Below are 13615 nucleotides of genomic sequence, written 5' to 3' on the forward strand. Positions count from 1 at the left end.
GGGGCATCATGGCTGAGCAGAACACACAACTTCAGCAGTTCTACATACCTGAAGAGCAGTCGATCTACCTGCTCAGCCATGACGATGCCAAGAAGCTCAAGGACTGGGTGGCGCTGTGCGCCGACCAGCTCCGCCAACTGGGCTACCTGGACATTGAACTGATCGGCAAGGGCGCCTACGGATTTGTGTTTGCAGGCCGCCTGCCCTCACCCGACAACAAGGGCCCGGAGCACGTCTTCAAATTTACCCGCATCAACCTGCCCCAACATCTGCAGGACCGGCTGGAGGACGAGGCCTACATCCTCGAGCAGGTCCGCCACCCCAGGGTGCCCCGGCTGATTGCCTACCAGCGGGCACACAACCAGCCCATCCTGGTGATGGAACGGGCCGCCGGCCTTAACCTGGAGGAGGTTTCCCTGCGTGAAGGCCGCCTCAAACCCCGGGTGGTGATGCGCATCGCCGACCAGCTTGCGGACATCCTGCGCAACCTGCGCCGGGAGAACGGCCCAGCCGGCCGGCCCATCGTCCACGGCGACATCAAGCCCTCGAACCTGGTGTTCGATGCCAGCACCGAGAACATCGCCCTCATCGACTGGGGCTCATCCGTATTCGCGCAACTGGACGCCAACCAGCAGTTCCTTACCACCAACGTCATGGAGCTGATGTCCGACAACCTGCAGCAGACCAACGCCCGGCTGGGTGATGTCTACTTTATTGGCGAGGAGCAGCTCAATGGCGGGCTCTCGTCGCCCCGTTTCGATGAGCAGGGCGCAGCCGGCACACTCTATGCGCTGGCCTCGGGCCAGTCGTGCCGATTCGGCCACCAGGCCATTCCCGCGACCTCCCTGGGGCTACCCATGGAATTCGCCCGCATGCTCGACGGCATGCTGGCCCCGGACCCGGACACCCGCCGCAAGGCTGGTGACTACTACCTGAGCGAAATGCCCAGGATGGCGCGCACGGTGATGATTGATCTGCCCGAGCCACCCATTACGCCACTGGTGCCCGTCTGGACACGGGCCTCAGATCACGACATCGATACCGTGGTGTACAGCTCCCGCAAATCCTTCCTGCGCCAGGAAGGCGCCCCGGAAACCCTCAACGATGTAAACGACGTACAGCTGGACCGCTACTACAAGAACTTTATGCAAGGCATGGGGGAAACCGAAAAAGCTTTCCTCGCCTCCGTCAGCCGGCTGGGCCGCTACCCCGTCGAAGGCGGCCTTGCCGTGCGCTGGGAAAGCGACGGCGTGTACATAGACACGTCACTGAACCTGCACGACCCCAGGCTGAAAAACGCCTTCACCCGCGCCGTCAACAACATGGTGAACCTGGCCCAGGCCATCTACCGGCAGGGCATCTTCAAGAGCTGCCTGTTCAACGCCCGCAACACCCTGCACATCGACCGGGACGAACCGGATCAGCCCTTTGAGCCAGAGCCCGGCATGCGGCTGAAGTACGAAGTCAGCGCGGCACCGGAAGTGGAAGACGAATCCCGCGTGCACTCCTACTTCGAAGACGGCCCCGACCCGGAAGAATTCCTGGTGCTGCCGCAAACCATCATCAGCGCCCTGGAAGCCCTGAACAACATCCACCACACCGGCATGATCATCTTCGAAGCCCTGCCCCGCCACCTCAAGATCCACAGCCACTACCGGCTGCTGGACCCGGACCGGGAAGACGAATTCTCTCGCCTGCTGGACGTGATCCTCTCCTCGGTGGACAAGATCACCGGGCTGGGCGTCTCCGGCTTCATGAAAATGCCCTACAAGGACACCCGCTTCTTCCCCCACATCGAACGTTTGCCGGAACGCTACTACCCCAGAAACCCCAGGGCCGAAGCCGATTCCGCCTGAACGCAATATCCGGCCCAACCAGCGCCAAGAGGACTGGACAGAACACCCCATCACACGTAAGATTGCGCACTCGAAATTGACGCCAAAGCGTTGATATCGACAACCGCCCGTAGCTCAGCTGGATAGAGCGCTGCCCTCCGGAGGCAGAGGTCAGAGGTTCGAATCCTCTCGGGCGGGCCATATTTTTCAAGGACTTGTGTGAAAACGCAGGTCCTTTTTTATTGGCTGTGTCCAAATTGTGTCCATGGTGTGTCCGCACAAATTGGGAAGGAAATCGGGGCGATCAAAATCTGACCTTTGCACTGAACGAAACCAAAACACCTCTGAAAAAAGATTCATTGAGGGCGCTACGGTCGCAAAGCGAACATTCAGGCAGATAGACCAACCCTCACCTTTGGAGGTATTCAGCCTCCTTTTTTGGCATGTCCGCAGTAACGGGATAGAACCCCTGGTGTCGAACTTGCCGGACGGCAGGCGCTCCAGATCCAGGTCGGTCTTGAACTCGCTGTGAAACTGCTCGCTGGTGGCGTGGTCGCTGTACAGCACCATGACTTGTTGCTCACTGGCCATATCGGCGGGCAGGGACGTGATTCAGCCTTCGAGGCTGACCTCCGGCTCCAGATACAGCTGAGCGCTGGCATCGCTGGTGCGAACGGTGAACGTGACCTGATCGAAAACCATGAACGGCTCTGGGAAACCAACGGAGTGGTACATTAACCAGGTTCCTTCTTGGCCTGACATTTGAAAGTGGCCGTCCATAACCGGATATTCTGAGTCGTTCGCATCGAAATAACTGCCTCATACTCCGACTGAACTACATTTTACTGGAAGCATCAGGGAGAATTATATGAACGTCGCATTTATCGGGCTCGGGATCATGGGCAACCGCATGGCCAGCAACCTGCTCAGGCATGACGGAATTACACTGACGGTCTTTAACCGGTCTCCCGAGGCAATGGCACCGCTCAAAAGCGCCGGCAGAAACGGGTGAGCTGACATTCCTGCCGGGCGGTGAGTCCGCTGATGTGGAACAGGTCCGGCCAAATCTGTCTTCGGGCAGGCCAACAGCGCAGGCCACGGACGCGATGACTTTGCTGCGGTATTCGATTACCTGCAGACGCTCGATCACTGAATGTCCTGGAATGGCGTTCACGACTGACTCCTACCTAGTGCGGTCGCTGTTCTTTCCGGGCTCTGATATCGCTGGCTTAAGCTTCTTGATTGGCCACCACGTCATCATACAACGGTAAGGGATGCATGCTTCACGAACTGAATTTTGGCGGAATGCTGTTCAGTCCATTGTTGGTGCTGGTGCCGATGGCATTCATTTTGAGCGCTGTCACCCGGCTGGCGTTGCACCGTCTGGACCTGCGCCGCTACATTTGGAAGCAGGCATGGTTCGATGTCGCCGCGTTCGTGTGCTACCTGGCCATCATTGTTTATCTGTTTGAGGGCTAGAATTAGCCAGACGGGACACATAGGGAAGATTCATGGAAAAGCTACTGCGTGTTGGTATTACGTTGCTGGTGGTGGCGATAGCGGTTGTTGCCGGCAGTTGGGTCTGGAACCATTACCTGTATTCGCCATGGACCCGCGACGGAAGGATTCGTGCCGATGTCATCACGATTGCGCCAGATGTTTCAGGCTGGGTCACGCAACTGAGCGTGGCAAACAACCAGGCTGTAAAGCAGGGCGATCCACTCTTTACCATTGATGATACGCGCTATCTGGCGGTGTTTGCGGAAGCAAAGGCGAAGGTCGCAGAGAAACGCCTTGCTCTGGAACTTGCCAGACATAGGTACCAGAACCGACAAGAGCTGTCCGACGAACACGCCCCCATTGAGGAAGACCCGGAAACCTACCGTATTGACCGGGAGTCCGCGGAGGCCGGTCTTGAGCTCGCCAGGGCGGAACTGGAGATGGCACGTATTGATCTGGACCGCACGCAGGTGGTGGCGCCGGCAGACGGCACCATCAGCAACCTTCATCTGCGTCAGGGCAACTACGTGGATAAAGGAAAGGCAGTGCTGTCTGAGGTTAAGGCCGATTCTTTTTATGTTACCGGGTACTTTGAGGAAACCAAATTGCATAAGGTGCAGGTGGGGCAGTCTGCCCGGATTACCCTGATGGGGGGCGACCGGAAGTTGACTGGAACCGTCGTCAGCATTGCCCCGGGGGTTGCCGATATCAATACCAACAGTAACGACCAGATGCTTCCCCAGGTTCAACAGGCATTCAACTGGGTGCGGTTAGCCCAACGGATCCCGGTAGATATTGCGCTGGACCCGGTGCCGGAGGATATACATCTGAGTGCCGGGATGACGGTTTCTATCTATCTGGACTCCGAGTAGCGGGCCGGCGCATATGTCACCCCATCCGCTATTGACGCAACTCCTGACGCCGAATCGATACGCCGTGATCTTCGCCATCAAGGGCGTGGTCGCCATGGCGTTGGCGTTGCTTGTGTCGATGGCCCTGCAACTGGACAGGCCCTACTGGGCGATGGTTTCCGCGATTTTCCTGCAGATCCGCCCGGAAAGTGGGCTGGTCATCGAGAAAGCGCTCTGCCTGATCGTGGGCTCGGCGGCTGGCGGTGGCTTTGGCATTCTGGTGCTTGCGTTGCTGACACCGTATCCGCTGCTGGCGCTGGGGCTGTTAACGTTGTGGATTGGCCTGAATTCAGCCATCTCCTCCATGGTGCACAACCTCAATTATATCTATGCCTTCGCAATGGCAGGGATGACAGCCGGTCTGGTGGTTATCCTGGTGATGGCGGATGCCGGCACAACCAACAGCCAGGCGGTTTTTACAATCGCCCAGGCGCGGATCAGCGAGATTGCGACCGGCGCCGTGTGCGCCATGCTGGTCAGCCAGCTGTTATGGCCGGTAACCGTAAAAGCTGGCCTGCGTGTGAACGCCCGCAAGGTAATCAACAAAACGCTGGCATATCTCAAACTGGAGCTGGAGCCCGGGAGCTCCCACAAGCAGCGTCACCAGCATGCGGACGAGATTCTGGAAACCCTGGTGGCACTCAATGACGATTCCAGCGCCGTTACCTACGAAGGCCCGGAAGGCTCCGGCCGGAGCAGGGCAGCCCATTTGTTGTGCAACAAGGTAATGTCACTGCTGGCGGTTACTCAGATACTGGGGCGCTTCCACCGGAATCATGGCGACCTGGTATCTCCTGCGTTCAGTGAGGTGCTCAGCCAGCTGCGCCGCTACTTCGGGGAAATCGCGGAAGCAGACAGCTACCAGGAAGGTTACCGGCTTGCCCATGAGCTGCGGCGATCCTTGCTGGAGCAGCGAACCGGGTTCAGGAATGAGTCCGCCATCGTGACGCGCCTGACCAGAACGGCACTGGAGCTGGTGAGTGATCTGGTGGTGGTATTGCGGGCCTATAACGCGCTGGAAAGCCGTGACCGGACGTTGCTCAAGGCACCCATGCTGGAAACCCACCGGGATCCGCTGGTCGGATTGATCAATGGGTTTCGTACGGCCGTGATATTTGGAATCGGGGCGATAATCTGGATCCAGACGGCAAGCTCGGCGGCCCTGATGATCATGATCATGCCCGTGGTGTTTTCCGTGATGTTCGCCCGTTTCTCGCTGGCTGAGCTGACGCCTATTCTGCGCCGGGTATTGATTGGTGCAACGGTGGCGATTCCCGTGGCGCTGATCTTCGGGCTGGGCCTGTTATCTCGTGCCAGTGGCAATGTCGAACTCCTGATACTGGTTCTCGCCGGTCCTTATTTCTTTGGCCTGCTGGCCCTGGCCGATCGTGCCACGCTGCCTTACGGACTGGGCTTCTGTATTCCGTTCACCATCATCACGCAGCCCAGCAACAGCATGACATTCAATGCCGAAAGCGCGGTGAATATTGCACTGGGACTGTTCGTGGGAATCAGTATTCTCTATTGGGTGTTCAAAGTTATTACCCCGCCTGACAACCGGTTTATGCAGCGCCGCCTGCTGAAATCAACGGCCCGTGACCTGACCGCCATTGACGATCACGAAACGCCGGAAAACTGGTTTAATGGTCGTATGGGGGAGCGTCTGTTGCGGCTGGCCAATTATGATCAGAGTTCTGAAAGCAGCGAACGCTATATGACAGACCTGGGGTTCACCGGGCTTAATCTCGGGCATGTGTCCATTCGTCTGCGCAAGCTGATTCAGGATCAGCGCAGCCCCACAGTTGATACGCTTCTGAAAGAGTGGCAACAGACCCTGGCCGAAACCTACCTGTTAAGCGCCCGCGGTGTCGTGAATCCAGCGTTCCGGGAGGCGAACGCCAGGCTGCTTGAGGCGATTCACGCCCAAGGAGATCCGGATCAGAAAACGGTTATCGTCGAAGGCATGTTCGAGCGGCTGGCACTGACAATGGAGCGAACCGCCAGAACAGTGGCTGAGGCGACAGGCCAGAAGGCAGGTCCAACACCGCCACTACATGCACCGCAAGGCCAGGTGCCGGAGCCAGTCCGTAGAGTCCCTTGAAGGGGTCTCATTAATTTCTCGTTATTTCCAGGAGCCCACGACTCAGGCTGGAAAGTATTGCCTTAACGCACGCATCGAGCCGAATTCGCAGGCTGCCCAGATAGACGGTTTGCCAGGCAGGGCCGGCTGGGAACTCACCTTCTTCAACGGCTGAATGTCTGCCTCTTCGCGAACTTCGATCACAGCGTAGCCTCGAGCGTCGTCGGGGAGCTGTTCCAGATTAACGCTAAGGGTCGGAAGTGCCGTCATGTCGACTGCCAACACGAACCAGTCGCCGTTTTGACTGATCAACTTTCGGGCGCCGGGGCCTGCCACCAAAATCTTGTCCCCGCGCTCGGCTTCACTGGCTCAGGCAGAAGCTGGACCGTGGTCCTCGTGCATGACAAAATCCACGTCGATTTCTTCGGGACGCTGCTTGCGGATAGTGTAGATTCGCATCAGGGGGCGAGCGTCACCGCCTTGAAGGAACAGCAGCTTGATATAGGCACTCTTCTGCCCTTGTGGAAAATCCTCCAGCCCATCGCCGCCTAGGGTGATTCGGAGCATGTTTTTCGTCACCCACTAACGTCTTTTTACTTCAAGCTCTCTCTCCTGGGATTTAGCCAAACCGTTATCTCCTAATTGATCCATCAAATTCGCCTTTTCTCACGACACACTGCAAAACCGCGCCAGGGCCAGTATGTAAACTTCCCTCCTGGATATCCCGTACTTTTTCTTCACAGACCAAGATATGGTCTCGGGCAAAAACCGTTTCCACTTCCTCCCGATAAAACATCATGTCCGGATCACCCGGCCCTCCTGTGCCACGCCCGATCTGATCGACGGTATAGCCCTCAAGAATCAGATAGCCGCCTGGCTTGAGAGCCAGACGGGCATTCTTTAAGACCCTCTCTCTAACCGCACTGGGTGTGTGTGCAAAGATCATCACCACTGCATCGTAGGCTGATGGTAGAGGTTCATAAGTTGCCAAATCCGCTTGAATGGTGGTTAAGTTCACCTGATTCTTGAGCGCAAGTTTCTTCGCTTTCTCAAGCCCAACACTAGACAAATCCACGCATGTGACATCGTGGTTGTGACTCGCCATATAAACGGCGTTTCTCCCCTCTCCTTCCGCCAGACACAGAACAGCGCCGGATAAATCAGATAGTTCCTGGCTACACAACTGCTCGACAAGAAACTTATTTGGCTCTTCTCCATAAACATAATCGTCCTGAGCAAATCGCTCGTCCCACATATAAAGCGTCTCCAACTATGAGTATGCTTTTGCAGCCGGATCAGAGGCTCCAGGTCACACCATCCGCTTAAGAGTATCGTCGCCCTTCAAGAAATGATGAACCAGCGCCATGACAACGTGCCCTGCAACCAGCACTGAAAGAATCCATGCCAAAGGAGAATGCAACCCTCCGAGCGTTTTCGCCCAGTCCAGTTCATCACCTTTGGGCAAAATCTCGATGCCAAAGGCTGTCACCCCATAACCACCACCGAGCATCACCAAAATCCCGGTAACAGGCATCAACAAAAGGGCCAAATACAACAATCCATGGCCCGCCTTGACCAGCCCGGCCATTGAAGCGTTTGGTAAAGGTCTTCGTGCTCGCTGAAGAATCGCCCAGAACAGGCGTACGACAATTAGCACCAGGAGCAATGTTCCGATCGATATGTGCCAGGGAACGAGCGTTTGCCCAACCCAGTGCTCGCCATCAGAAATACGATCCCCGAACTTCAGAACCTGCCAGACCACGAGTAACGCCATAGACCAGTGCAAAAACTTGCTGATGGTTCCGTATCGAGTTTTGCTGTCTTTAATCATCGATCTCTTACATCCCCGAAAAGTGTTGAATTTTTAGGCTTCAGTAATATAGCTCGCACGGGAAATGCTTAGAACAGGCTATAATCTTGGGAGAGCTTTAACTGAGAGTAGGAAGTAGACATTGGACCGATATACCAGCATGCGCGTTTTTGTCCAGGCAGCCGCCCGGAGCAGTCTGTCGGCCGCGGGGCGGACATTAGGCATGTCTCCAGCTATGGCAACCAAACATATCGATTCCCTTGAGGCAAGACTTGGAGTGAAGCTGCTCCATCGGACAACCAGAGGACTGTCCCTGACCGATCCTGGTCGGGAATATCTGGAAGGATGTCAGCGCATTCTGCAGGACCTGGCCGAAGTGGAATCTGATATTTCCGCCCAGCGGCAAGAAGCAAAGGGGCGTTTGCGGATGAATGTTCCACTCTCCTTCGGGCTTAGGTTCATTGCTCCACTGATGCTCGGGTTTAGCGAGCGGTATCCGATGGTAGACGTTGAACTTGGACTGAGTGATTCGCGGGAGAATCTATTCGATGGCAACTGGGATCTGATTCTCCGCGTGGGCTATCTGGCGGACAGTGATCTTAGAGCGCGGCGCTTGGGAGATAGTCCCATGAAAGTCTGTGCGTCACCGGATTATCTGGCGAAGCACGGCACCCCTCGGCGCGTGTCTGACCTATCCAACCACAACTGCCTGAGTTATACCCTGTCTCCTTTTCAGAGCAAGGATTTCTGGGCCTTTGGTCACCAGGGTGAAATAGAGGTCCCGGTAAAGGGCAATCTCAGAGCCGACAACGGCGATGCCTTGATGGCGGCTGCCGGTCGGGGCCAAGGCATAATCTATCAACCCGAGTTCATCGTGTCGGATGCTCTAGCTAGAGGCGAACTGATACCCCTGACCCTGGACCATCCACCACTGGAGCCTGGCGGGGTCTACGTGCTGTACTCGCCTGATCGGCGGTTACCCCTGAAAGTCCGGGCAATGATTGATTACCTGATTGAGGTGTTCTGAGACAGGCGTTCTAAGACACAACGCCAGAAAAAGCGGTTTGATTCTTGCAAAGGTTGGCTTTTGAACAAAGTGAGCTGAGGTGGGATAGCCTCTGAAGGCAGCTATAACATCCAGAGTGCGGGCAACCTGATCACCAGAGATGCCGTTGGCCACAAGGATGTCTGGACACTCCTCGGTGAAGTCATCGACAATGGTCAGGCACTTGATCCACCGGCCACATATGAGGCGAAAAGGTCAGGTCGCAATCGGTTGATACTAAGGGAGCTGTGAAGCTCAATAGGCGCCCTTGATCAACTGAATGCCGGGGGTCAGGACCTCAACCCAGGCGCTTTCAAGAGCTTGCGTATGCTCGGGATCGTGTTTGCGGACGGTTTTAAGCAGAGAGCTCAGCCAGAGCTCGTACCATTCCGGCTTGATGTCGTAGTGATTCCTGTTGTGGCTCTCGCCCAACGCGCGTAACTTTCGGTCTGACATGCCTCTGGCGTGGAGGATCAGTTGCATGATTCCATTACGAAGCAGGTGTCTTTGCGCTGCCATATCAGTGTCGATAAAACGATTTTTGATTACTTCTGAACTTGACATGAAGTAATCATAGAAATCGATGAAGAAGGCGTCATTACGACAGCAGCGCCCGTAGCTCTGAAAAACAAGGTCTGTATTATTCATGATGTGATTTCATCCCTGGGGCAGAATTGCAAAAAGCGGGCATAATATACTTATTCGAAAAAGCCTTTTCCGTCAGGATTTGTAACGGATTTCTAATCGAATGTTTTGTAGGGCACGCGCAGTTCGCGAACTGTAGTTGCCCCCAGCCACCACAACACTCTACATGCGACTCCGCACAGGGCGTTTCACTCGGAATGGTTTACTTGATCTATCCATCGCACAATGATGCGAGACTCGAAGGTACTGGTTTATTTTGAAAAGCTGGTAGTGCATCGACACACCTCTGTTCGATTCGTCAGTTGCCTGTCGGCTTTGATGAGAACCTGCGTTCGACAAATCGCGACAGCGATTTGGGCGTCGGAGCAACGCGACGGCGGGGCGAAGCCCCGAGCAACGCGCACAAAGCGTTGCAAGTCCATCCTGACCCATCAAGATTTATACACACTTTGTCTCTGCCCCCCATGTCCGATTACACCGCATTTGATCGCGACGTCTTGACGCAACCAGCCAACTATGATGCAATCGTTTGCATAACTTGTACAACATCAAGTGTCATGATCTGCGTAGCCATTGATCAGTAGGGATAAAAATCGTCATCTCTCACCTGATGAACCCGGTGATTACAGTTGGTCATTCGGTAAATGATATTTTCCGAAAGCACTCTCATGCCATGAAAAGTGTGCCTCGTGACTTCTGAACTCGATGATTCGGAAAAATATCATTGTAGTTTTCAAAAGTTATTGCTTGTCAATTAGTTACGTTCACCAGTTATAGATCTCTTATTTTTAAATAAGTGATTATTTGTTTGTTCAATAATAATGACACGGATTGTCTCAGGGTATCCGAGAGGCAGAAGATATTATGAATAAAAATGCTCGCCTGCACGAACATGTGGTCATTGTTGGAGGTGGCGCCGGTGGTCTTGAGCTGGCGTCCCGCCTGTCACGTAAATATTGCCCCAGGGGCCTCAAGGTTACCCTGGTGGATTCTGAGCACACCCACATCTGGAAGCCGCTACTGCACGAGGTGGCCTCCGGTTCGCTTGACGCCAGCATCGACGAGTTAAGCTATGGCGCCCAGGCCCGCTGCGACGGTTTCGAGTTTCAGTTGGGCCCAATGGAGTCGCTTGATCGCGAGCAACAGTGCATCCGATTGGCGGCCGTGCACGGGCAGGACGGCAAGGTGCTTCTGCCGCCCCGCTCACTTTACTATGACTACCTGGTCATCGCGGTGGGGAGTGTCACTAACGACTTTGGTGTTGAGGGCGTTGCGGAACACTGCACCTTTCTGGACTGCCGTGGCGAAGCCGAGAATTTTCGCACCAGCTTCCTGGAAGCGTACCTCAAAGCCAGCAACCAGCCAGACGAACGATTGCGGGTTGCCATAGTCGGTGCGGGAGCCACAGGGGTCGAGCTTTCAGCTGAACTTTACAATGCGGCACGTGAACTTAAGACATACGGCATATCCAGACTGGATCGTGAACGGCTCGACGTCATTCTGGTTGAAGCCGGCCGCAGCATCCTACCCGCCCTGCCTGAACGAATTTCGGATGCCGCCCGAGAAGAATTGCGGAAGCTTGGCGTGGAGGTCCGCGAAGAAACCCGTGTAGCCTCCGTTACCGAGGATGGCCTGGTTACCGACAAGGGGAAATTAATCGAGGCGCAATTGAAAGTGTGGGCAGCGGGTATCCGTGCGCCGGAATTTCTAACCGGACTTGATGGCCTGGAATACAACCACATGAATCAATTGATCGTCAGCAAAGGCCTTAATACCACCAAAGATAAAAGGATATTTGCCATCGGTGATTGCGCAGCTTGCCCGAAACAGGACGGTTCCGGCAACGTGCCTCCTCGCGCCCAGGCAGCCCACCAGATGGCAGCCCATCTGTTCAGGCATTTTCCCAAGGTTCTCGCCATGGAGGATCTGCCACCCTACGAGTACAGGGATTACGGCTCACTGGTGTCGCTCAGTCGCTTTTCGACCGTTGGCAGCCTGATGGGAAATCTGACCAGTGGAAGCCTGATGGTGGAAGGACGATTGGCCCGTATCGCGTATGTTTCACTCTATCGTCTGCACCAGTTAGCCACGCATGGTTACGTCAAGACATTACTGATTACACTGGTGGCTCGTATCAACAGAGTACTCAGGCCCCGGCTAAAGCTTCACTGAAACCTGTACGCCGTATAAGCCTCCCTATTGAAGCTGCAATTCGAGGAACGTGTGATCCGGAAGAGCATGGCATCCTTCCGGACCACATTGTAAGTACTGTAGTCCTGAAGGATGCCTTGTTTTCTCGTGTTCAGGCAGGTGTCACCACGACGTGGCAATATACTGGGTCTCCAGAAACTCCTTTATACCGTCCTGGGCACCTTCACGGCCGATACCACTCTCCTTCATTCCGCCAAACGGAGCGGCCGGGTCGGATACAAAGCCACGGTTCACGCCAACAATGCCCGCGTTGAGCCTCTGGGCAATGCCCATGGCCTTGCCAACATCACGGCTGAAAACGTAGGCTGCCAGGCCATAAGGTGTGTCGTTGGCCTGCTGGATAACCGATTCCACATCCCGGAAACGCACCAGAGGCGCAACAGGGCCAAACACTTCCTGATCAAGAATGCGGGCATCCGGTTCAACATTGCTCAGCACGGTGGGCGCAAAGAAGAACCCTTCCTCGTGCAGAGTCGTGCCTCCGGTTTCAACGGTGGCGCCGTCGCTTACTGCCTCGGCAATGATGGCCTGCAGCTTGTCCAGTTCTTTACGGGAAATAATGGGGCCGACATCCACGTCAGCTTCGAGACCATTCCCCACTTTCAGGTTGGAGAACCGCTCTACCAGCCGGCTGCAGAACTCGTCGTATATGGAATCGTGAACATAAAGCCTGTTCGCAGCAATACAGGACTCACCGGCATTGCGCATTTTGGCAAGGAAGGCCCCTTCAATCGCCGTGTCGATATTTGCGTCGTCACAGACAATCAGCGGCGCGTTCCCGCCAAGCTCCATTGAGGTATTAAGGATCCGTTCAGCAGCGGAGCCAAGCAGAAGGCGCCCTACTCCCGTGCTGCCTGTGAAAGATATTTTCCGCAGCCGTGGATCCCTTACCAGGGTATCCGTCAGAGCGCCTGCGTCATCCGTTGTCAGGATATTAACGAGGCCATCCGGCACCCCGCATCTTTGCATCAGGTCTGCAAGATACATGGAGGTCAGCGGTGTCTCTTTCGGCGGTTTTACAATGACGCCGCAACCGGCCGCAATGGCCGGTGCGATTTTCCGGGTGATCATGGCCGCCGGAAAGTTCCAGGGTGTGATCAACAACGCCGTACCCACCGGCTGATGAGTCACCACAATGGTGTGCTTGCCCGAAGGTGATGGCCGCATTTCGCCCCCCAGACGCAGGGACTCCTCGCCATACCAACGAAAGAACTCCGAGGCATAATCCACCTCGCCCGCTGACTCCTTGAGGGTTTTTCCTTCTTCAAGTGTGATCAGCCTGGCAATGACGTCTTTTTCTTTCTGCATGGTGTCGAAGACGGATCGCAAGACTTCGGAGCGCTCCCGCGGGGTCAGCGCCATCCACTCCTTCGCAGCCCTGTCACAGGCATCCATAGCCAGCCTTGCATGCTCAGACGTGCAACTGGGAACAGTGGCGATGACCTTCTCGGTAGCAGGATTAACGACCTCGAATTTACCACTGGTTTCAGTGATCCACTCGCCGTTGACAAACAGCCCGTTCGGTATGCTTTGCCCGATTTCTTCAATATATTCTTTCAAACCATAGACTCCCTGATT

13 protein-coding genes, 1 tRNA gene and 2 pseudogenes are annotated in these 13615 nt (G+C 55.4%); 8 read left to right on the plus strand and 8 right to left on the minus strand.

Annotated elements, in window-relative coordinates; translation table 11 throughout:
* Positions 1-8: 8 nt before the first annotated feature.
* Both HLUCCO03_RS09885 and HLUCCO03_RS09890 read left to right on the plus strand, forming a co-directional pair.
* On the plus strand, positions 9-1856 hold the full coding sequence (locus HLUCCO03_RS09885; RefSeq protein ID WP_036197216.1) for a protein kinase: 1848 nt from the start codon (positions 9-11) through the stop codon (positions 1854-1856).
* Between the two features lie 103 nt (positions 1857-1959).
* A tRNA-Arg gene (locus tag HLUCCO03_RS09890) sits at positions 1960-2036 on the plus strand.
* Between the two features lie 270 nt (positions 2037-2306).
* Here the strand turns inward: HLUCCO03_RS09890 and HLUCCO03_RS09895 are convergent.
* A pseudogene (locus HLUCCO03_RS09895) lies at positions 2307-2477 on the minus strand (IS1380 family transposase); the annotation flags it as partial.
* A 226-nt stretch (positions 2478-2703) separates the two neighbouring features.
* On the opposite strand from HLUCCO03_RS09895, the gene HLUCCO03_RS09900 reads away from it, so the two are divergent.
* The 4 genes from HLUCCO03_RS09900 to HLUCCO03_RS09915 all read left to right on the plus strand — a co-directional run bounded on the left by HLUCCO03_RS09900 (position 2704) and on the right by HLUCCO03_RS09915 (position 6347).
* A complete protein-coding gene (locus tag HLUCCO03_RS09900; RefSeq protein ID WP_081813489.1) occupies positions 2704-2847 on the plus strand; it encodes an NAD(P)-binding domain-containing protein in 144 nt (47 codons plus the stop codon).
* 266 nt (positions 2848-3113) lie between these two features.
* Positions 3114-3314: a DUF1656 domain-containing protein gene (locus HLUCCO03_RS09905; protein WP_027830713.1), complete on the plus strand. Its 201-nt coding sequence runs from the start codon at positions 3114-3116 to the stop codon at positions 3312-3314.
* Between the two features lie 32 nt (positions 3315-3346).
* A complete protein-coding gene (locus HLUCCO03_RS09910; protein ID WP_027830712.1) occupies positions 3347-4207 on the plus strand; it encodes an HlyD family secretion protein in 861 nt (286 codons plus the stop codon).
* Between the two features lie 13 nt (positions 4208-4220).
* A complete protein-coding gene (locus HLUCCO03_RS09915) occupies positions 4221-6347 on the plus strand; it encodes an FUSC family protein (protein ID WP_081813488.1) in 2127 nt (708 codons plus the stop codon).
* A 42-nt stretch (positions 6348-6389) separates the two neighbouring features.
* Here the strand turns inward: HLUCCO03_RS09915 and HLUCCO03_RS09920 are convergent, their stop codons facing one another.
* From HLUCCO03_RS09920 to HLUCCO03_RS09935, 4 genes are all read right to left on the minus strand, one after another.
* On the minus strand, positions 6390-6662 hold the full coding sequence (locus tag HLUCCO03_RS09920; protein WP_367142348.1) for a siderophore-interacting protein: 273 nt from the start codon (positions 6660-6662) through the stop codon (positions 6390-6392).
* A 33-nt stretch (positions 6663-6695) separates the two neighbouring features.
* Positions 6696-6893, minus strand: a complete 198-nt coding sequence (locus tag HLUCCO03_RS09925) for a siderophore-interacting protein (protein WP_292016681.1) — start codon at positions 6891-6893, stop codon at positions 6696-6698.
* Positions 6894-6957: 64 nt separating this feature from the next.
* Positions 6958-7581: a class I SAM-dependent methyltransferase gene (locus HLUCCO03_RS09930; protein WP_027830709.1), complete on the minus strand. Its 624-nt coding sequence runs from the start codon at positions 7579-7581 to the stop codon at positions 6958-6960.
* Between the two features lie 54 nt (positions 7582-7635).
* The gene (locus HLUCCO03_RS09935; protein ID WP_027830708.1) at positions 7636-8157 is read right to left on the minus strand and encodes a cytochrome b/b6 domain-containing protein; all 522 of its coding nucleotides are present in this window, start codon (positions 8155-8157) and stop codon (positions 7636-7638) included.
* Between the two features lie 139 nt (positions 8158-8296).
* On the opposite strand from HLUCCO03_RS09935, the gene HLUCCO03_RS09940 reads away from it, so the two are divergent.
* On the plus strand, positions 8297-9163 hold the full coding sequence (locus HLUCCO03_RS09940; protein ID WP_036197213.1) for a LysR family transcriptional regulator: 867 nt from the start codon (positions 8297-8299) through the stop codon (positions 9161-9163).
* A 75-nt stretch (positions 9164-9238) separates the two neighbouring features.
* Here the strand turns inward: HLUCCO03_RS09940 and HLUCCO03_RS09945 are convergent.
* Positions 9239-9379 (minus strand): annotated as a pseudogene (locus HLUCCO03_RS09945) (IS3 family transposase); the annotation flags it as partial.
* 57 nt (positions 9380-9436) lie between these two features.
* Entirely contained in the window at positions 9437-9829 is a 393-nt protein-coding gene (locus HLUCCO03_RS09950) for a globin (RefSeq protein WP_027830706.1), read from the minus strand.
* An 879-nt stretch (positions 9830-10708) separates the two neighbouring features.
* Here HLUCCO03_RS09950 and HLUCCO03_RS09955 point away from each other — a divergent pair.
* Positions 10709-11998 (plus strand): NAD(P)/FAD-dependent oxidoreductase, encoded by a 1290-nt coding sequence (locus tag HLUCCO03_RS09955; protein ID WP_292016687.1) that lies wholly within the window; start codon positions 10709-10711, stop codon positions 11996-11998.
* Between the two features lie 141 nt (positions 11999-12139).
* On the opposite strand, the gene HLUCCO03_RS09960 is transcribed toward HLUCCO03_RS09955, so the two are convergent.
* Positions 12140-13597 carry an NAD-dependent succinate-semialdehyde dehydrogenase gene (locus HLUCCO03_RS09960; protein WP_292016682.1) on the minus strand — a complete coding sequence of 486 codons (1458 nt, stop codon included), beginning with the start codon at positions 13595-13597 and terminating at the stop codon, positions 12140-12142.
* Positions 13598-13615: the final 18 nt, after the last annotated feature.

The organism is Marinobacter sp. HL-58 (assembly GCF_001314605.1).
Classification (GTDB): Bacteria; Pseudomonadota; Gammaproteobacteria; order Pseudomonadales; family Oleiphilaceae; genus Marinobacter.

What these genes read in the sequence shown, in the direction of transcription:
- HLUCCO03_RS09940 (WP_036197213.1), top strand. Translation starts at nt 8,297, where the DNA reads ATGCGCGTTTTTGTCCAGGCAGCCGCCCGGAGCAGTCTGTCGGCCGCG.
- HLUCCO03_RS09905 (WP_027830713.1), top strand. Translation starts at nt 3,114, where the DNA reads ATGCTTCACGAACTGAATTTTGGCGGAATGCTGTTCAGTCCATTGTTG.
- HLUCCO03_RS09915 (WP_081813488.1), top strand. Translation starts at nt 4,221, where the DNA reads ATGTCACCCCATCCGCTATTGACGCAACTCCTGACGCCGAATCGATAC.
- HLUCCO03_RS09950 (WP_027830706.1), bottom strand. Translation starts at nt 9,829, where the DNA reads ATGAATAATACAGACCTTGTTTTTCAGAGCTACGGGCGCTGCTGTCGT.
- HLUCCO03_RS09885 (WP_036197216.1), top strand. Translation starts at nt 9, where the DNA reads ATGGCTGAGCAGAACACACAACTTCAGCAGTTCTACATACCTGAAGAG.
- HLUCCO03_RS09925 (WP_292016681.1), bottom strand. Translation starts at nt 6,893, where the DNA reads ATGCTCCGAATCACCCTAGGCGGCGATGGGCTGGAGGATTTTCCACAA.
- HLUCCO03_RS09900 (WP_081813489.1), top strand. Translation starts at nt 2,704, where the DNA reads ATGAACGTCGCATTTATCGGGCTCGGGATCATGGGCAACCGCATGGCC.
- HLUCCO03_RS09910 (WP_027830712.1), top strand. Translation starts at nt 3,347, where the DNA reads ATGGAAAAGCTACTGCGTGTTGGTATTACGTTGCTGGTGGTGGCGATA.
- HLUCCO03_RS09930 (WP_027830709.1), bottom strand. Translation starts at nt 7,581, where the DNA reads ATGTGGGACGAGCGATTTGCTCAGGACGATTATGTTTATGGAGAAGAG.
- HLUCCO03_RS09935 (WP_027830708.1), bottom strand. Translation starts at nt 8,157, where the DNA reads ATGATTAAAGACAGCAAAACTCGATACGGAACCATCAGCAAGTTTTTG.